At 52.0% G+C, this 19,076-nt stretch carries 18 protein-coding genes; 12 read left to right on the top strand and 6 right to left on the bottom strand.

Annotation, left to right across the window (positions count from 1 at the left end):
• Window positions 1-7: 7 nt before the first annotated feature.
• Window positions 8-1,285 carry an MFS transporter gene (locus ACJHYO_RS00725; RefSeq protein WP_021580985.1) on the bottom strand — a complete coding sequence of 426 codons (1,278 nt, stop codon included), beginning with the start codon at window positions 1,283-1,285 and terminating at the stop codon, window positions 8-10.
• Between the two features lie 318 nt (window positions 1,286-1,603).
• On the opposite strand from ACJHYO_RS00725, the gene ACJHYO_RS00720 reads away from it, so the two are divergent.
• The 5 genes from ACJHYO_RS00720 (at window position 1,604) to ACJHYO_RS00700 (ending at window position 6,958) form a co-directional block, all read left to right on the top strand.
• Window positions 1,604-2,389: an SDR family oxidoreductase gene (locus ACJHYO_RS00720; RefSeq protein ID WP_000021342.1), complete on the top strand. Its 786-nt coding sequence runs from the start codon at window positions 1,604-1,606 to the stop codon at window positions 2,387-2,389.
• 69 nt (window positions 2,390-2,458) lie between these two features.
• On the top strand, window positions 2,459-3,913 hold the full coding sequence (locus tag ACJHYO_RS00715; RefSeq protein WP_085455505.1) for an FAD-binding oxidoreductase: 1,455 nt from the start codon (window positions 2,459-2,461) through the stop codon (window positions 3,911-3,913).
• 21 nt (window positions 3,914-3,934) lie between these two features.
• Window positions 3,935-5,344 carry an MFS transporter gene (locus ACJHYO_RS00710; protein ID WP_000147677.1) on the top strand — a complete coding sequence of 470 codons (1,410 nt, stop codon included), beginning with the start codon at window positions 3,935-3,937 and terminating at the stop codon, window positions 5,342-5,344.
• Complete coding sequence (locus ACJHYO_RS00705) at window positions 5,322-6,101, top strand: electron transfer flavoprotein subunit beta/FixA family protein (protein WP_085455504.1); 780 nt, start codon at window positions 5,322-5,324, stop codon at window positions 6,099-6,101. The genes ACJHYO_RS00710 and ACJHYO_RS00705 overlap by 23 nt, the downstream gene beginning before the upstream one ends.
• Complete coding sequence (locus tag ACJHYO_RS00700; protein ID WP_001331615.1) at window positions 6,098-6,958, top strand: electron transfer flavoprotein subunit alpha/FixB family protein; 861 nt, start codon at window positions 6,098-6,100, stop codon at window positions 6,956-6,958. The genes ACJHYO_RS00705 and ACJHYO_RS00700 overlap by 4 nt, the downstream gene beginning before the upstream one ends.
• Window positions 6,959-7,105: 147 nt before the next feature.
• Here ACJHYO_RS00700 and ACJHYO_RS00695 read toward each other — a convergent pair whose 3' ends face one another.
• The 4 genes from ACJHYO_RS00695 to queD all read right to left on the bottom strand — a co-directional run bounded on the left by ACJHYO_RS00695 (window position 7,106) and on the right by queD (window position 9,660).
• Window positions 7,106-7,681, bottom strand: coding sequence for a glycerol-3-phosphate responsive antiterminator (locus ACJHYO_RS00695; RefSeq protein ID WP_001130266.1), 576 nt, complete (start codon window positions 7,679-7,681; stop codon window positions 7,106-7,108).
• Between the two features lie 16 nt (window positions 7,682-7,697).
• Window positions 7,698-7,958, bottom strand: a complete 261-nt coding sequence (locus ACJHYO_RS00690) for a ferredoxin family protein (RefSeq protein WP_000109512.1) — start codon at window positions 7,956-7,958, stop codon at window positions 7,698-7,700.
• Complete coding sequence (locus ACJHYO_RS00685) at window positions 7,949-9,220, bottom strand: FAD-dependent oxidoreductase (RefSeq protein ID WP_021512443.1); 1,272 nt, start codon at window positions 9,218-9,220, stop codon at window positions 7,949-7,951. The genes ACJHYO_RS00690 and ACJHYO_RS00685 overlap by 10 nt, the downstream gene beginning before the upstream one ends.
• Before the next feature lie 77 nt (window positions 9,221-9,297).
• Complete coding sequence (queD, locus tag ACJHYO_RS00680; RefSeq protein ID WP_000108301.1) at window positions 9,298-9,660, bottom strand: 6-carboxytetrahydropterin synthase QueD; 363 nt, start codon at window positions 9,658-9,660, stop codon at window positions 9,298-9,300.
• Between the two features lie 318 nt (window positions 9,661-9,978).
• Between queD and cysJ the strand changes: the two genes are divergently transcribed.
• The 4 genes from cysJ to ACJHYO_RS00660 all read left to right on the top strand — a co-directional run bounded on the left by cysJ (window position 9,979) and on the right by ACJHYO_RS00660 (window position 14,714).
• Complete coding sequence (cysJ, locus tag ACJHYO_RS00675; protein WP_085455503.1) at window positions 9,979-11,778, top strand: NADPH-dependent assimilatory sulfite reductase flavoprotein subunit; 1,800 nt, start codon at window positions 9,979-9,981, stop codon at window positions 11,776-11,778.
• Window positions 11,778-13,490 (top strand): assimilatory sulfite reductase (NADPH) hemoprotein subunit, encoded by a 1,713-nt coding sequence (gene cysI, locus ACJHYO_RS00670; RefSeq protein WP_001290706.1) that lies wholly within the window; start codon window positions 11,778-11,780, stop codon window positions 13,488-13,490. Before cysJ ends, cysI begins: the two co-directional genes overlap by 1 nt.
• Window positions 13,491-13,563: 73 nt before the next feature.
• Window positions 13,564-14,298, top strand: a complete 735-nt coding sequence (cysH, locus tag ACJHYO_RS00665) for a phosphoadenosine phosphosulfate reductase (protein WP_000039862.1) — start codon at window positions 13,564-13,566, stop codon at window positions 14,296-14,298.
• A gap of 263 nt (window positions 14,299-14,561) precedes the next feature.
• Complete coding sequence (locus tag ACJHYO_RS00660) at window positions 14,562-14,714, top strand: Hok/Gef family protein (protein WP_000956458.1); 153 nt, start codon at window positions 14,562-14,564, stop codon at window positions 14,712-14,714.
• A 124-nt stretch (window positions 14,715-14,838) separates the two neighbouring features.
• Here the strand turns inward: ACJHYO_RS00660 and iap are convergent, their stop codons facing one another.
• A complete protein-coding gene (gene iap, locus ACJHYO_RS00655) occupies window positions 14,839-15,876 on the bottom strand; it encodes an alkaline phosphatase isozyme conversion aminopeptidase (protein ID WP_000490426.1) in 1,038 nt (345 codons plus the stop codon).
• Window positions 15,877-16,127: 251 nt separating this feature from the next.
• Between iap and cysD the strand changes: the two genes are divergently transcribed.
• From cysD to cysC, 3 genes are read left to right on the top strand one after another with little or no spacing between them, the layout of a single operon-like run.
• Window positions 16,128-17,036: a sulfate adenylyltransferase subunit CysD gene (gene cysD / locus ACJHYO_RS00650; protein WP_000372392.1), complete on the top strand. Its 909-nt coding sequence runs from the start codon at window positions 16,128-16,130 to the stop codon at window positions 17,034-17,036.
• 1 nt (window position 17,037) lies between these two features.
• Window positions 17,038-18,465 carry a sulfate adenylyltransferase subunit CysN gene (gene cysN, locus ACJHYO_RS00645; protein WP_001090377.1) on the top strand — a complete coding sequence of 476 codons (1,428 nt, stop codon included), beginning with the start codon at window positions 17,038-17,040 and terminating at the stop codon, window positions 18,463-18,465.
• Window positions 18,465-19,070: an adenylyl-sulfate kinase gene (gene cysC / locus ACJHYO_RS00640; protein WP_001173653.1), complete on the top strand. Its 606-nt coding sequence runs from the start codon at window positions 18,465-18,467 to the stop codon at window positions 19,068-19,070. Before cysN ends, cysC begins: the two co-directional genes overlap by 1 nt.
• The last annotated feature ends 6 nt before the right edge of the window (window positions 19,071-19,076 follow it).

The following is a 19,076-nucleotide window of genomic DNA, read 5'->3' as shown; positions in this document are numbered from 1 at the left end:
TCCTGGCTTACTTGCTGCTAGCCATTGCGGGGGCGCTATCAGCAGTACGAATTTTTTGGAACAGCAAAAAGGTAAAGATGATCACCATGCCAAGCGCCGCCATGCCCATTAGCCACATGTTGCGGTAGGCTTCTGCAGCGGGCAGGGTGTCTTGCCAGTAGCCGATAATCGGGTAAACGAAGACATCCGGCAGAAATCCAATCACCGAACAAATACCTACCGTGGTGCCCATAATGTAAGACGGTGTTCTCGCTTCGCCAGGGCAGGCCCAATACAGCCCGCGTGAGGCGTAACAGGTGAATCCCAGTAATAAAATCAAGCCAATCCCCATAGCGACCGATTGCGGGTTAGAGTTCGTGACGAGCAGGGCTGTCAATGCCAGCAAACCGATGATGGAAAGGATTTGGACCACGCGGGTAGGGGATTTCACTTTGCTGTAGGTGGTGATAATGCCGCCAAGTGGGCCGCATAACGCGCGGAAGATTTTGTTGATCACAATCCCCATGTAGCTCGCCGCCACCAGTGACATGCCGTACATTTCGGTCAGATAGTTGGTGGAGTAACTCAGAATGGCGTAGATGGTGAAGACACCAAAAATCACCATGCTGCAATACCAGGTGGTGCTGATGCGCAAAACGGCCAGGATGTCGCTAAGCTGGAATGACTGTTTTTCTTCGTTATTGGCACTGCGCAGATTGTTGTTATCGCTAACAAAAAACCAACACAAAATGCCCAGCAGAATGTAAACCACACTATAGATAATAATGACCGTTTTCAGGCTGGCGCTGTCATCCGGTGCAAAGCGAGAAAAGACCCACATGGTAAACACCGCCAGCGACATTACACCGACGCCGCGCAGCCCTTCCATCCAGCCCATAATTTTCCCTTGCTCGCTATGATCGCCCAGCAACGATGCGGCTTTAATCGACACCGACCACAGCATTAAAATCGTCGTTATCGCAAAGGCGACCTGAATACAGAGCATTACCCACAGTGGTGGATATGTTGCCATTAACAGACCCAGTAATCCGGTAATGATCATCGCGGAAGTAATCATTTTGCGGTGTGAAAATTTATCGGCAATAACGCCGCTGGGGGCATAAAGAATAATAGCCGCAATACCAAAGGTACTCATTATTAAACCTATCTCGGTATTGCTGAATCCCATAAATTTTGCCATGGGAATTTGATAAATATAACGTAAATAAGCCAGGTCGAAACTAACGCCGCCGCTAAAACTAATTATCGCGAGGGTTATCCAACGGCGATATGAGTTGTGTTGCATATCGTATTCCCATTTGTAATAGACAAAAAAAAGAGAAAAGTAAGCCGCCCTTTCAGGTGGATTACTTTTCTCAGGTCTCTAGTAATTGCAATAAGAAATAACATGGAAAGCAGAGGTGTTGTGTGAGAGTAATCACGCTTCTGCTTTTTTAAATTATTTGACAATACGAACATCACACTGTGATTACGATCACATTAGCAGTTATGTCCTTATGCTAAAAATTATCTCCAGTTACCAGAGATAATGAGAAAGGTAACTTCCCTCTCGCGGGGGAAGTTACCTTTCTTTTTTTTTGCCTTACGGAAATTGGAGCTAACTATGTCAATCGAATCTCTCAATGCGTTCTCAATGGATTTTTTCTCCCTGAAAGGTAAAACAGCAATTGTTACCGGCGGGAATAGCGGTTTAGGCCAGGCATTTGCCATGGCGTTGGCCAAAGCTGGCGCAAATGTCTTTATTCCTAGTTTCGTCAAAGATAACGGCGAAACTAAGGAAATGATTGAAAAACAGGGTGTCGAAGTTGATTTTATGCAGGTGGATATCACCGCAGAAGGCGCGCCGCAGAAGATTATCGCTGCCTGCTGTGAGCGCTTCGGTACCGTAGATATTCTGGTTAACAATGCCGGTATTTGTAAGCTGAATAAGGTGCTGGACTTTGGTCGTGCCGACTGGGACCCGATGATTGACGTGAACCTGACCGCCGCATTCGAGTTAAGCTACGAAGCGGCAAAAATTATGATCCCGCAGAAAAGCGGTAAAATCATTAATATCTGTTCATTGTTCTCTTACTTAGGTGGTCAATGGTCACCTGCTTATTCTGCCACTAAACATGCTCTTGCCGGATTCACCAAAGCCTATTGCGATGAATTAGGCCAATATAATATTCAGGTGAATGGTATTGCTCCTGGTTATTATGCAACCGATATTACGCTGGCGACCCGTAGTAATCCAGAAACTAACCAGCGTGTTCTTGATCATATTCCGGCAAACCGTTGGGGTGATACTCAGGATTTAATGGGTGCAGCCGTATTCCTCGCAAGTCCGGCATCGAATTATGTCAACGGACATTTATTAGTGGTTGATGGCGGTTATTTAGTGCGCTAATTCATAACGGTGGTTTCTGTTTTCTCTTATTAATGAATATTCCATTTTTATTATCAGGAAGGAATTACTATGTCTTTATCTCGCGTAGCGATTGTCGACCAGCTAAAGGAAATTGTTGGTGCAGATCGCGTAATTACCGATGAAACAGTATTAAAGAAGAACAGTATTGACCGTTTTCGTAAATTTCCGGATATTCATGGCATTTATACTTTGCCAATTCCGGCAGCGGTCGTAAAACTCGGTTCTACAGAACAAGTATCCCGTGTGCTGAATTTTATGAATGCGCACAAAATTAACGGTGTGCCACGTACCGGTGCTTCCGCCACCGAAGGTGGGCTGGAAACCGTTGTGGAAAACTCGGTGGTGCTCGACGGCTCCGCCATGAATCAAATCATTAATATTGATATTGAGAATATGCAGGCCACGGCGCAATGTGGCGTTCCGCTGGAGGTGCTGGAAAACGCGTTGCGTGAAAAAGGTTACACCACGGGGCATTCTCCGCAGTCAAAGCCGCTGGCGCAGATGGGCGGCCTGGTGGCGACCCGCAGTATCGGGCAGTTTTCCACACTCTACGGCGCAATCGAGGATATGGTCGTTGGTCTGGAAGCGGTGCTGGCAGATGGCACCGTCACACGCATTAAAAACGTGCCACGTCGCGCGGCTGGCCCGGACATTCGTCATATCATCATCGGCAACGAAGGTGCACTATGCTATATCACTGAAGTCACAGTGAAAATCTTCAAATTTACGCCGGAAAACAATCTCTTCTATGGCTATGTGCTGGAAGACATGAAAACCGGCTTCAACATCCTGCGTGAAATCATGGTGGAAGGGTATCGTCCGTCGATCGCTCGCCTGTATGACGCTGAAGATGGTACGCAGCACTTCACCCATTTTGCCGACGGAAAATGTGTGCTGATCTTTATGGCTGAAGGCAATCCGCGCATCGCACAGGCTACGGGCGAAGGGATTGCGGAAATCGTTGCCCGCTACCCGCAATGCCAGCGCGTGGACAGCAAGCTGATCGAAACCTGGTTTAACAACCTGAACTGGGGACCGGATAAAGTAGCTGCCGAACGTGTGCAGATCCTCAAAACCGGCAACATGGGCTTTACCACTGAAGTGTCCGGCTGCTGGAGCTGCATTCACGAAATCTACGAAAGCGTTATTAACCGTATTCGTACCGAGTTCCCGCACGCCGACGACATCACCATGCTGGGCGGTCACTCCTCTCATAGCTATCAGAACGGCACCAACATGTACTTCGTCTACGACTACAACGTCGTTGACTGTAAGCCGGAAGAGGAAATCGACAAATACCACAATCCGCTCAACAAAATCATCTGCGAAGAAACCATTCGTCTCGGCGGTTCGATGGTGCACCACCACGGTATCGGTAAACATCGCGTTCACTGGAGCAAACTGGAACACGGCAGCGCGTGGGCGTTGCTGGAAGGGCTGAAAAAGCAGTTCGATCCTAATGGCATTATGAACACGGGTACTATCTATCCGATTGAAAAATAATGTGTCAGGCAGCGTTCCGCGATGACGGGGCGTTGCCTTTTCGGCTTCTCAGGCGAGAAGCCGTTCTTATTACCGGACAATGAAGGGGTAAAGATGAACACTTCACCGGTGCGAATGGATGATTTACCGCTTAACCGTTTTCACTGTCGAATTGCTGCGCTCACTTTCGGCGCACACCTGACCGACGGTTATGTCCTCGGCGTTATTGGTTACGCCATTATTCAGCTTACGCCCGCCATGCAACTGACGCCGTTTATGGCGGGAATGATCGGCGGCTCGGCGTTACTTGGTTTGTTTCTTGGCAGCCTGGTTTTGGGGTGGATCTCCGACCATATCGGGCGGCAAAAAATCTTCACCTTCAGTTTTATGCTGATTACGCTTGCTTCGTTTTTACAGTTTTTTGCCACCACGCCAGAGCATCTTATTGGATTGCGCATTTTGATCGGCATTGGGCTGGGAGGCGATTACTCAGTCGGTCACACCTTGCTGGCTGAATTTTCCCCGCGCCGCCATCGCGGTATTTTGCTGGGCGCATTCAGTGTGGTGTGGACCGTAGGCTATGTGCTGGCAAGTATTGCCGGACATCACTTTATTTCCGAAAGCCCGGAGGCCTGGCGCTGGCTGTTGGCATCAGCGGCGTTACCAGCCTTGCTGATTACGCTGCTACGTTGGGGCACGCCGGAATCGCCACGCTGGCTACTGCGCCAGGGGCGTTTTGCAGAAGCTCACGCTATCGTTCATCGCTATTTTGGCCCGCATGTTTTACTGGGCGATGAAGTGGCAACGGCGACCCATAAACACATCAAAACCTTGTTCTCTTCGCGCTACTGGCGGCGCACGGCGTTTAACAGCGTCTTCTTTGTCTGCCTCGTAATCCCATGGTTTGTGATTTATACCTGGCTGCCGACCATCGCCCAAACTATTGGTCTGGAAGATGCGCTGACTGCCAGCCTGATGCTTAATGCGTTGTTAATTGTTGGCGCGTTATTAGGGTTAGTGTTGACCCACTTGTTAGCGCATCGCAGATTTTTACTGGGAAGTTTTTTGCTGCTGGCGGCAACGCTGGTAGTGATGGCCTGTTTGCCTTCCGGCAGTTCATTAACGCTGCTGCTTTTTGTTCTCTTCAGCACCACCATTTCGGCAGTCAGTAATCTGGTGGGCATTTTGCCTGCGGAAAGTTTTCCTACTGACATTCGCTCGCTGGGCGTCGGTTTTGCCACCGCCATGAGTCGGTTGGGGGCGGCGGTAAGTACTGGCCTGCTGCCGTGGGTGCTGGCACAGTGGGGAATGCAAGCCACCTTATTGCTCCTGGCGGCAGTGTTGTTGGTTGGTTTTGTTGTGACCTGGCTATGGGCACCAGAAACCAAAGCACTCCCGCTGGTGGCGGCGGGAAATGTAGGAGGTGCGAATGAACATACTGTTAGCGTTTAAAGCCGAACCGGATGCCGGGATGCTGGCGGAAAAAGAGTGGCTGGCGGCGGCTCAGGGTAATAGCGGACCGGATGTTTCGCTACTGCGAAGTTTACTCGGTGCTGATGAACAGGCCGCTGCCGCGCTGCTGTTGGCGCAGAGAAAAAACGGTACGCCGATGTCTTTAACCGCGTTGAGCATGGGGGATGAACGGGCGTTGCACTGGCTGCGCTATCTCATGGCACTTGGGTTTGAGGAAGCTGTATTGCTGGAGACGGCGGCAGATCTGCGCTTTGCGCCGGAATTTGTCGCTCGCCATATTGCCGAATGGCAGTACCAGAATCCGCTGGATCTGATAATTACTGGCTGCCAAAGCAGCGAAGGGCAGAATGGGCAAACGCCATTTTTGCTGGCGGAAATGCTGGTCTGGCCCTGCTTCACCCAGGTGGAGCGCTTTACTCTCGACGCACCGTTTATCACCCTCGAACAGCGTACTGAACATGGGGTGCGCTGTTGCCGGGTTCGCTTGCCTGCGGTGATTGCCGTGCGTCAGTGTGGTGAAGTGGCCTTGCCAGTACCGGGAATGCGCCAGCGAATGGCGGCGGGGAAAGCGGAGATTACCCGCGAAACTGTTGCCGCGGAAGCGCCAGCGATACAGTGCCTGCAACTGGCAAGGCCAGAGCAACGACGCAGAGCGGCGCTGATTGATGGGCAAACGGTTGCAGAAAAAGCGCAAAAGCTATGGCAGGACTATTTACGCCAAAGGATGCAGCCATGAATATCGCAATTGTGACAATAAATCAGGAACATGCCGCAATGGCGGGCTGGCTGGCGGCGCAGGATTTCAGCGGCAGCACACTAACGCATTGGCAAATAGAACCACAGCCGATGGTTGCGGAACAGGTGCTGGATGCGCTGGTGGAACAGTGGCAACGAACGCCTGCGGAGGTTGTCCTTTTTCCTCCGGGCGCGTTTGGCGATGAACTGTCGACCCGGCTGGCCTGGCGTTTACATGGTGCAAGCATCTGCCAGGTGACTTCGTTAGATATTCCAACCGTAAGCGTGCGCAAATCCCACTGGGGAAATGCGTTGACGGCGACGCTGCAAACAGAAAAACGCCCGCTATGCCTTTCGCTGGCACGTCAGGCGGGAGCAGATAAAAACGCCACGTTGCCCTCTGGGATGCAGCAACTGAACATTGTTCCCGGCGCGCTTCCAGACTGGCTTATCAGCGTCGAAAACCTGAAAAATGTTACCCGTGACCCATTAGCTGAGGCCAGACGGGTGCTGGTGGTGGGGCAGGGCGGAGAGGCAGATAACCAGGAAATCGCTATGCTGGCAGAAAAGATGGGAGCCGAAGTGGGCTACAGTCGGGCACGAGTGATGAACGGTGGCGTTGATGCCGAAAAAGTGATTGGTATTTCCGGACATCTGCTGGCACCTGAGGTGTGTATTGTTGTTGGCGCTTCCGGCGCAGCAGCGTTAATGGCGGGCGTACGCAATAGCAAGTTTGTGGTGGCGATTAATCATGACGCCAGTGCAGCGGTATTTTCACAGGCAGATGTTGGCGTGGTTGATGACTGGAAAGTGGTGCTGGAGGCACTGGTGACAAACATTCACGCAGATTGCCAATAACGTGCTGCCGGATGATCCTGCCGATGGTTCTGGGCTGGGGACTTGTAGGCCTGATAAGACGCGTCAAGCGTCGCATCAGGCGCTGAATGTCGGATGTGGCGTGCAGCCTACAAATCACACCAAATTCAACTTGTTACGATTATCCCGTCAAAGCAATTTTTTCGCTAACGTCCAGACCCCAGTATTCGTGGTGGAAAGCGCCACAACACCCGCGTTAATCGCATTACGCGCATCTTCTTCATCGCACACCAGCCCGCCAGCAATCAGCGGTTGGCGGATTTTCTCCGTCACCCAGCCCAGCACTTTAGGCATGCAGCCTGGCAGGATCTCAATACAATCCGGATTCGATTGCGCAACTTGCTTATCAATGTTGTGAAACGAAATCGAATCAACAATAAACAGTCGATGAATACAGAAAAAACCTTCCGCTCTTGCTGCTTTCAGCATTGAGGCTTTGGTACTGATAATTCCGTCCGCCTCGGTTACCAGTTTCAAAAACTGAATCACCACTTCTTTATTTGACGCGCCTTCCAGCAAATCAACATGAATAAAAGCATATTTCCCGGCGTTCTTAATCTTTTTAACGATATTACTAATGGTGCAGATATTGCCGTACAACACGGAAATAAACTGGCATTCAGAGTCGATTGCCAGTTGCAGGCTGGCATTATCTTTAACGGCAGCAATCACCGGATTCTGGCGGAGCAGGTGTAAGAGGGGCATAAATTATCCTTATTATTTATCCAAAGCGGTAGGTGATGCCGAATCCGGAAGGCGGATAGCGCCACTGTTGTAGTGTTGATTCGTCGCACAGCAAACGGCAGGTGCCACACTCCAGGCAGCCGTGATAATCAACACGTAAGCCACCTTCAGGTGTGAGCGAAAAAAGACCTGCTGGACAGGCGTTAATCAACCGTTGTGCCGTCTGGCGCTCAACGGAGTCAGCTGGAACAATGTGCGGCGCATCGGCAGCGCGCCAGAGATTACGGGCTACAGACATCGCAGACTCCTGATAACATCGCCCGTCAGATGCCACAAGCCGTGACGACGTAAATGACGCCAGAGCAACTGGCGCAGCGGTGGAACAGGTGTATTCCCCTGATCCCATAAATCACGGGAAATATCCTGCATTAACCCAGACCACACCCGATACCAGCCAGGGCGTTGCAAAAGCGCCGGAACATGCTGATAACGCTGTAGAACATCCCACAGCAGGCTGCGCTCTACGTTGTGATGATAAAGCGGAAACAGATTTTGCGGCTCGCGGTGCTGGCAGGCGCTTATCAGCGTTTGTGCCGCCGCCTGCGCGCCAGTTAGCGCCATATCCATACCGCGCACGGAAATTCCGGTATTGACGCAACTGCGCAACGCATCGCCCACCAGCAGCCAGCCGTTACCGGCGTATTGCACCGGCATACTGCGCAGGCCACCTTCTGGCACCAGATGCGCACCATACTCCAGTGATTCCGTGTTTTTGATAAGCGGGCGCACTGCCGGATGCGTTTTAAAGCGAGCCAGCAGCTCGCTTGCCGGAACACGACTTTGCGTAAGGGAGGAGAGCGGGCAAACAATCCCTAACGAGAGCGTTTGTTGATTAGTATAAAGAAATGCGCCGCCGGGTAAGTCATCACAGATCCCGCCGCTGAACAACAACGCTGCGCCTTCGTTATTCTCCAGATGAAAACGTTCTTCAATAGCGGATGGTTCCAGCGTCAGCACTTCTTTGATCCCCAATGCCATCGCTTCGCCAGCAGGACGAGTCACTAACCCGTGGCGTTCCGCCAGGACGCTGTTGGCACCTTCTGCCAGCACCACATAACGGGCGCGAAGAATATCGTCACCACAAATGACACCACACACCCTGCCGTTTTCTTCATACAGTGCATCTACCGTCGCACCGGGGATGCATTCGACACCTTCTTTTTCGGCTTCGGCAACCAGCCACGGATCGAATCGTGCACGTAATACACTCCAGGATTCACCGCCGGGCTGTAAGCTGGAAAACGTCGTTGCGCCATCTGGCGTTAACAGAGAAAGACTTTCGTGAGTGATGCGTCGTTCAAGGGGCGCGGTCAGGTGAAATTGCGGGAGGAGTTCCGCGAGCGCATGGGTGTATAGCCGCCCGCCGGAAAGATTTTTGCTGCCGGGAATCTCCGCTCGTTCCAGTAACAAAACGGATAAACCCGCTCGCGCGCAGCGTAACGCGCAAGCGGTGCCAGCAATTCCGGCACCGATAATAATAATGTCGCAGTCGTCTTCCATGTCATGCCCCAGATATCCAGAACACAACACCCTAACATAGCGTTACTTAAGGGAAATTGACCGCCGACACACTCTTATCATTCGCCGCGATAGATACAACCTGCGGTGCAGGTTTCTTTTACCATCACCGCACTTAACAGCGGCACAACGGGTTTAACCTGATCCCAAATCCATTTTGCTAAAACTTCGCTGGTTGGGTTTTCCAGACCTGGAATATCATTGAGATAATGGTGATCGAGGCGCTCATAAGTTGGTTTAAACGCCGCTTTCAGTTCAGCGAAATCGATAATCCAGCCCGTATGCGGATCGACTTCCCCGGTAATTTCCAGTCGCACCATAAAGGAATGCCCGTGCAGGCGACCACATTTATGCCCTTGTGGGACGTGCGGCAAGCGGTGAGCGGCTTCGAAGGTGAAATCTTTAAATAACGTGGTGGACATCATAATTTCTCTACATGACGATAAAACCGCCGTAGAGTACCGGAAAGGCTGTTTTTTCGCATTATCTAAAACGACTTTGTTGCGCAAAATCGCTGATTTATCTTATTGATGGGCAATATTCATTTGTTTTTCATTGGGTTGGTTAATCTATTTTGTTGTTAAAGACTATTGCTAAAACAGGTTAGTCGATTTGGTTATTAGTTATCGCTATCCCGTCTTTAATCCACACCGTTCACCCCGTTAACCTTACCTTCTCTTCTGTTTTATGGGCGCTGACAGGGCGCAGAAACAGCTTTGCTTACTGGAACATAACGACGCATGACGACACAGGTCCCACCTTCCGCGTTGCTTCCGTTGAACCCGGAGCAACTGGCACGCCTTCAGGCGGCCACGACCGATTTAACTCCTACCCAGCTTGCCTGGGTTTCTGGCTATTTCTGGGGCGTGCTCAACCAGCAGCCTGCTGCGCTTGCAGCGACGCCAGCGCCCGCCGCAGAAATGCCGGGTATAACTATTATCTCCGCCTCGCAAACCGGCAATGCGCGCCGGGTTGCTGAAGCATTACGCGATGATTTATTAGCGGCAAAACTGAACGTTAAGCTGGTGAACGCGGGTGACTATAAATTCAAACAAATCGCCAGCGAAAAACTGCTTATCGTGGTGACGTCAACGCAAGGGGAAGGGGAACCGCCGGAAGAAGCCGTCGCGCTGCATAAGTTCCTGTTCTCCAAAAAAGCGCCAAAGCTGGAAAACACCGCGTTTGCCGTGTTTAGCCTCGGCGATAGCTCTTATGAATTTTTCTGCCAGTCCGGGAAAGATTTTGACAGTAAGCTGGCGGAACTGGGCGGTGAACGCCTGCTCGACCGTGTCGATGCCGACGTTGAATACCAGGCTGCTGCCAGCGAGTGGCGCGCCCGCGTGGTTGATGCGCTTAAATCGCGTGCGCCTGTCGCGGCACCTTCGCAATCCGTCGCTACTGGCACGGTAAATGAAATCCACACCAGCCCGTATAGCAAAGACGCGCCGCTGGTGGCGAGCCTCTCTGTTAACCAGAAAATTACCGGGCGTAACTCTGAAAAAGACGTTCGTCACATTGAAATTGACTTAGGTGACTCTGGCCTGCGTTACCAGCCGGGTGACGCGCTGGGCGTCTGGTATCAGAACGATCCGGCACTGGTGAAAGAACTTGTCGAACTGCTGTGGCTGAAAGGCGATGAACCTGTCACCGTCGAGGGCAAAACGTTGCCTCTGAACGAAGCGCTACAGTGGCACTTCGAACTGACCGTCAACACCGCCAACATTGTTGAGAACTATGCCACGCTTACCCGCAGCGAAACGCTGCTGCCGCTGGTGGGCGATAAAGCGAAATTACAGCATTACGCCGCGACGACGCCGATTGTCGACATGGTGCGTTTCTCTCCGGCGCAACTGGATGCCGAAGCGCTGATTAATCTGCTGCGCCCGCTGACCCCGCGCCTGTATTCCATCGCCTCCTCGCAGGCGGAAGTCGAGAACGAAGTGCACGTTACCGTTGGTGTGGTGCGTTACGACGTGGAAGGCCGTGCCCGTGCCGGTGGTGCCTCCAGCTTCCTCGCGGATCGTGTGGAAGAAGAGGGTGAAGTCCGCGTCTTTATCGAACATAACGACAACTTCCGCCTGCCAACCAATCCGGAAACCCCGGTGATCATGATTGGCCCTGGCACCGGCATCGCGCCGTTCCGTGCCTTTATGCAGCAGCGTGCTGCCGACGAAGTGCCGGGTAATAACTGGCTATTCTTTGGCAACCCACACTTTACGGAAGATTTCCTCTACCAGGTGGAATGGCAGCGTTACGTCAAAGAAGGCGTGCTGACGCGCATCGATCTCGCCTGGTCGCGCGATCAAAAAGAAAAAATTTACGTACAAGACAAACTGCGCGAACAGGGCGCAGAGCTGTGGCGCTGGATCAATGACGGTGCCCACATTTATGTCTGCGGCGACGCTAATCGCATGGCGAAAGACGTTGAGCAGGCACTTCTGGAAGTGATTGCCGAATTTGGTGGCATGGACACCGAAGCGGCGGATGAATTTTTAAGTGAGCTGCGCGTAGAGCGCCGTTATCAGCGAGATGTCTACTAATGAGCGAAAAACATCCAGGGCCTTTAGTGGTCGAAGGAAAACTGACAGACGCCGAGCGCATGAAGCTTGAAAGCAACTACCTGCGCGGCACCATTGCGGAAGATTTAAACGACGGTCTGACCGGCGGTTTTAAGGGCGATAACTTCCTGCTGATCCGCTTCCACGGCATGTATCAGCAGGATGACCGCGACATTCGCGCCGAACGTGCTGAACAGAAGCTGGAGCCGCGCCACGCGATGCTGCTTCGCTGTCGTCTGCCGGGTGGGGTGATTACCACTAAACAGTGGCAGGCGATCGACAAATTTGCCGGTGAAAACACCATCTATGGCAGCATTCGCCTGACCAACCGCCAGACATTCCAGTTCCACGGCATTCTGAAAAAGAACGTCAAACCGGTGCATCAGATGCTGCACTCAGTCGGTCTTGATGCGCTGGCGACCGCCAACGACATGAACCGTAACGTACTCTGCACCTCGAACCCTTACGAGTCGCAGCTGCATGCGGAAGCATATGAATGGGCGAAGAAAATTTCTGAACATCTGCTGCCTCGTACCCGCGCGTATGCGGAGATCTGGCTCGATCAGGAAAAAGTCGCCACTACTGATGAAGAGCCGATCCTTGGTCAGACCTACCTGCCGCGTAAGTTCAAAACCACGGTAGTGATCCCGCCGCAGAACGATATCGATCTGCACGCCAACGACATGAACTTCGTGGCGATCGCCGAAAACGGCAAGCTGGTGGGCTTTAACCTGCTGGTGGGCGGTGGGCTTTCCATTGAACACGGCAACAAGAAAACCTACGCCCGCACGGCGAGTGAGTTTGGCTATCTGCCGCTGGAGCATACGCTGGCGGTGGCGGAAGCCGTCGTGACAACTCAGCGTGACTGGGGTAACCGAACCGATCGTAAAAATGCCAAAACCAAATACACGCTGGAGCGGGTGGGGGTTGAGACATTTAAAGCGGAAGTTGAACGTCGCGCGGGGATCAAATTCGAGCCGATTCGCCCGTATGAGTTTACCGGACGCGGCGATCGTATTGGCTGGGTTAAGGGCATTGATGATAACTGGCACCTGACGCTGTTTATCGAAAATGGTCGAATTCTTGATTATCCGGGGCGGCCGCTGAAAACCGGCTTGCTGGAGATCGCAAAGATCCACAAAGGTGATTTCCGCATTACGGCGAACCAGAATCTGATCATCGCCGGCGTGCCGGAAAGCGAGAAAGCGAAGATCGAGAAGATCGCCAAAGAAAGCGGGTTAATGAATGCCGTCACGCCGCAGCGTGAAAACTCAATGGCCTGCGTGTCATTCCCGACTTGCCCGCTGGCGATGGCGGAAGCGGAGCGTTTCCTGCCGTCTTTTATCGACAACATCGATAATTTAATGGCGAAACATGGTGTCAGCGATGAGCATATCGTGATGCGTGTAACAGGCTGCCCGAACGGTTGTGGTCGCGCGATGCTGGCGGAAGTGGGCCTGGTGGGTAAAGCGCCGGGGCGCTACAACCTGCATCTTGGCGGCAACCGCATTGGGACACGTATCCCACGGATGTATAAAGAAAACATCACCGAGCCGGAAATCCTGGCGTCGCTTGATGAACTGATAGGGCGCTGGGCGAAAGAGCGCGAAGCGGGTGAAGGCTTCGGCGACTTTACGGTGCGTGCGGGCATCATTCGCCCGGTGCTCGATCCGGCGCGCGATTTGTGGGATTAACCATTAGCCCGGTCTTGTAGGCCTGATAAGATGTGTAAGCGTTGCATCAGGCAAGGCAAACAGTGAGGAACTTATGTCCAAACTCGATCTAAACGCCCTGAACGAACTGCCAAAGGTAGACCGGATTCTGGCGCTGGCGGAAACTAACGCCCAACTGGAAAAACTGGACGCTGAAGGCCGCGTAGCCTGGGCGCTGGATAATCTGCCCGGTGAATATGTACTTTCTTCCAGCTTTGGCATTCAGGCGGCGGTGAGTCTGCATCTGGTGAATCAGATTCGCCCGGATATTCCAGTGATCCTCACCGATACTGGCTATCTGTTCCCGGAAACCTACCGCTTTATTGACGAGTTAACGGACAAACTCAAGCTCAACCTGAAAGTGTACCGTGCTACCGAAAGCGCCGCCTGGCAGGAAGCACGCTACGGCAAACTGTGGGAGCAGGGCGTTGAAGGCATTGAAAAGTACAATGACATCAACAAAGTCGAACCGATGAACCGGGCGCTGAAAGAACTGAATGCGCAAACCTGGTTTGCTGGCCTGCGCCGTGAACAATCCGGCAGCCGCGCCAATTTACCGGTGCTGGCAATTCAGCGTGGCGTATTTAAAGTGCTGCCGATTATCGACTGGGATAACCGAACTATTTATCAGTACCTGCAAAAACATGGCCTGAAATATCACCCATTATGGGATGAAGGATATTTATCGGTGGGCGATACCCATACAACCCGTAAATGGGAACCCGGCATGGCGGAAGAAGAAACGCGTTTCTTTGGCTTAAAAAGGGAATGTGGATTACACGAAGGGTAAATATTGCCGGATAAATTAAACGCCTCTGTCAGAAATGATGGGGGCGTTTTTATTTTGCGAGCAGCATTCCGGCATTAAAACGAGAACGTCGCAGGGAGAATTAACAGGTATAGAATGGCATTGGGTGCTTGAGGCTGTCTGGCGTTAAGCATTCGCGAGGTTCCAGATGGGCAAAAGCCCCAGGCGATATTTCTATCAACCTGAGGCTCGCGTTCGAACGTAGCAATTCGGATGTTAGTCTCTTCTTTGCAGGGAGGCAAGACATGCTGACAAAATATGCCCTTGTGGCAATCATCGTACTGTGTTGTACAGTACTGGGATTCACGTTGATGGTAGGTGACTCGTTGTGTGAGTTGAGTATCAGAGAACGTGGTATGGAGTTTAAGGCAGTTCTCGCTTACGAATCGAAGAAGTAGCCACCACGCGGGGTAAAACCCCGCGTACTGAATTGTGATTGTTTGGTCTCCTGCACCCTTTTTTATACTCTGTTTCTGGTGGCATTGATTTCCTGCAGGCAAGGGAGTAATCATTTCAAACCCATTAAGATGCCTTCGCCAGCTCCTTCACCAACGGTAGCATTATCCGCATAACATCACGGCAGCGGCGTTCTATTCTTCCAGGAAGTGCCTTATCAATATGCTGTTGATTATCCAGTCTTACGTCATGCCAGCTATTTCCTGCAGGGAATGCGGCTGTTTTTGCGCGTTGCTGATAACCATCCTTATTGCCAAGATTCCAGTTAGTCGCTTCCACCGAAAGTACAGCAATACCGGCTTTGTCGAATATTTCTGCGTCATTACAACACCCGGTGCCTTTCGGATAGTTTTTATTCAAACCTGGATTTGTGGTGGCGGCAATTCCATGGCTGCGGGCAATTGCCAGCGCCCGGTCGCGCGTTAATTTCCTTACTGCTTCAGGTGTTTTTACGCCACTGTTGAAATACAGCTTATCGCCAACAATTAAGTTATCGAGATTAATCACCAGCAGCGTATTTTTCTTTTCGGTGTCACTCATCCGCTTGAGTAAATTCTCAGCGCCTAATTTTCCTTCCTCTTCGCCGCTGGTCGCCACAAATCGAATACCATACTCGGTAGGCGTATTTTTCAGGCGTTCAGCCAGTTCCAGCATGACACCTAAACCTGCGGCGTTATCATCCATTCCTTGTAACGTTAGCCCGCCGAGATTGGCATCGGCGTCAGCATCGCTCAGCGGGGCGTAAGTATCCAGATGCGCCATAATGATGATCTGCTGCGGCGCTTTGCCTTCATGAGCGGCAATCACCGTACTTCCCGTCACGTTATGCCAGCTCTTGCGATTATCGCGGGCGGTATAAATATACCGACTATTAAATGTCCGAATATCACTGCGATAACCCATTTGCTGAAACTGTTGGCGAATATAATCGGCAGATAACATTTCTGCAGGAGTTCCGGTCATGCGTCCCGGAAAGAAAGTAGCAATATGTCGTGCCTGGGTATTAGCAAAATCGCCAGGTTTAGGTGACGAGGCGTGTACGGGGAGAATAAAGCATACGCCGAGCGCCAGGGCAGCGGTACGGTGGCGCAATGCGGAAAACATAGTGAGTCCTTAAATACCATGCAAATTTTTTTACCGCCATAGTATGAAACTGCTGCTGCGCTAAAACAATTTCAAATCTTCCTAAACGCCCGAAATCCGGTGCCTTAAGCACTTTTTGATATTAGCTTTGCCAAATCGTTATTCCGTTAAGGAACTACTCATTCTAATTGGTAATTTCATTCGTTCTCTTACGCTCCCTATAGTCGAAACATCTGATGGCAAGAAAATAGCGGTATTGCAAAGGAACGGTTATGGATCAAAAACGACTTACCCACCTGCGGCAACTGGAGGCGGAAAGCATCCACATTATTCGCGAGGTGGCTGCAGAATTCTCAAATCCGGTGATGCTCTACTCTATCGGTAAAGATTCCAGCGTCATGCTGCATCTGGCGCGCAAGGCGTTTTATCCAGGTACGCTGCCTTTCCCGTTGCTGCATGTCGATACCGGCTGGAAATTCCGCGAGATGTATGAGTTCCGCGATCGTACGGCGAAAGCCTACGGCTGCGAGCTGCTGGTGCATAAAAACCCGGAAGGCGTGGCGATGGGGATTAATCCATTCGTACACGGCAGCGCGAAACATACCGATATTATGAAAACTGAAGGCCTGAAACAGGCGCTGAACAAATACGGTTTTGATGCCGCCTTCGGTGGTGCGCGCCGTGACGAAGAGAAATCCCGCGCTAAAGAGCGAATCTACTCTTTCCGTGACCGCTTCCATCGCTGGGATCCGAAAAATCAGCGCCCGGAGCTGTGGCACAACTACAACGGGCAAATTAACAAAGGCGAAAGCATCCGCGTCTTCCCGCTCTCTAACTGGACCGAGCAGGATATCTGGCAATACATCTGGCTGGAAAATATCGACATTGTTCCGCTGTATCTTGCTGCGGAACGTCCGGTTCTGGAACGCGACGGTATGTTGATGATGATTGATGACAACCGTATCGACCTGCAACCGGGCGAAGTGATTAAAAAACGGATGGTGCGTTTCCGCACACTGGGCTGTTGGCCGCTGACCGGCGCGGTGGAATCAAATGCGCAAACACTGCCGGAGATCATCGAAGAGATGCTGGTTTCCACCACCAGTGAACGTCAGGGCCGCGTGATTGACCGCGACCAGGCGGGGTCTATGGAGCTGAAAAAACGTCAGGGGTATTTTTAAGATGAACACCGCACTTGCACAACAAATCGCCAATGAAGGCGGCGTCGAAGCCTGGATGATTGCGCAACAACATAAAAGCCTGCTGCGTTTTCTGACCTGTGGTAGCGTCGATGACGGCAAAAGTACCCTGATTGGTCGCCTGCTACACGATACCCGCCAAATCTACGAAGATCAGCTCTCATCGCTGCATAACGACAGTAAGCGTCACGGCACCCAGGGCGAAAAGCTGGATCTGGCACTGCTGGTGGACGGCCTGCAAGCTGAGCGCGAACAGGGCATCACTATTGATGTGGCCTACCGCTATTTCTCTACCGAGAAGCGTAAATTTATTATCGCCGACACCCCAGGGCACGAGCAGTACACCCGCAATATGGCGACTGGCGCATCGACATGTGAACTGGCGATCTTACTGATCGATGCCCGTAAAGGCGTGCTCGATCAAACCCGTCGTCATAGTTTTATCTCCACACTGTTGGGGATCAAACATCTGGTCGTGGCGATCAACAAAATGGATCTGGTGGATTACAGTGAAGAGACGTTCACCCGTATTCGTGAAGATTATCTGACTTTTGCCGGGCAGCTGCCGGGTAATCTGGATATCCGCTTTGTGCCGCTCTCCGCACTGGAAGGCGACAACGTGGCTTCGCAAAGTGAAAGTATGTCGTGGTACAGCGGTCCGACACTGCTGGAAGTGCTGGAAACCGTGGAGATCCAGCGAGTGGTGGATGCTCAGCCAATGCGCTTCCCGGTGCAGTACGTTAACCGTCCGAATCTCGATTTTCGTGGCTACGCCGGAACGCTGGCATCCGGTCGCGTGGAAGTCGGGCAACGTGTCAAAGTGCTGCCCTCTGGTGTGGAATCAAACGTCGCGCGGATCGTGACTTTTGATGGCGATCGCGAAGAAGCCTTTGCCGGAGAAGCGATCACCCTGGTGCTGACGGATGAGATCGACATCAGCCGTGGCGATCTGCTGCTGGCGGCAGACGAAGCGTTACCGGCTGTGCAGAGCGCGTCGGTGGATGTGGTATGGATGGCGGAACAGCCGCTTTCCCCGGGCCAGAGTTATGACATCAAAATTGCCGGTAAGAAGACGCGTGCTCGTGTTGATGGCATTCGTTATCAGGTTGATATCAATAACCTTACCCAACGCGAAGTTGAAAACCTGCCGCTGAACGGCATCGGCCTGGTAGATCTCACCTTTGACGAGCCACTGGTGTTAGATCGTTATCAGCAAAACCCGGTTACCGGTGGGCTGATTTTTATCGATCGCCTGAGTAATGTGACCGTAGGTGCCGGTATGGTGCACGAACCAGTTAGCCAGGCAACTGCTGCGCCATCTGAATTCAGTGCATTCGAACTGGAATTGAATGCCCTGGTTCGCCGCCATTTCCCGCATTGGGGTGCGCGCGATTTACTGGGAGATAAATAATGGCTCTGCATGACGAAAACGTCGTCTGGCATAGCCACCCAGTAACTCCGCAACAACGCGAACAGCACCACGGTCATCGTGGTGTTGTGCTGTGGTTTACCGGCCTCTCTGGTTCCGGTAAATCAACCGTCGCGGGGGCGCTGGAGGAGGCGTTACATAAACTTGGCGTCAGTACGTATCTGCTGGATGGCGACAACGTTCGCCACGGATTATGCAGCGATCTCGGTTTTAGCGATGCCGACCGTAAAGAGAATATCCGTCGCGTCGGTGAAGTGGCGAATTTGATGGTTGAAGCCGGACTGGTGGTGCTGACCGCATTTATCTCGCCACACCGCGCCGAACGCCAGATGGTTCGCGAACGCGTAGGAGAAGGGCGCTTTATCGAAGTGTTTGTCGATACGCCGCTGGCGATTTGCGAAGCCCGCGATCCAAAAGGTTTATATAAGAAAGCGCGTGCCGGTGAACTGCGCAACTTTACGGGAATAGATTCCGTTTACGAAGCGCCTGAATCGGCAGAAATTCATCTCAATGGTGAACAATTAGTAACAAATTTGGTACAGCAATTATTAGATCTGTTGAGACAGAACGATATTATCAGATCCTGAGACACC

This window comes from Escherichia sp. WS1118 (assembly GCF_046487695.1).
Lineage (GTDB): Bacteria > Pseudomonadota > Gammaproteobacteria > Enterobacterales > Enterobacteriaceae > Escherichia > Escherichia coli.
The sequence above is the reverse complement of the archived record's forward strand: the minus strand, read 5'-3'. Positions and strand labels throughout refer to the sequence as shown.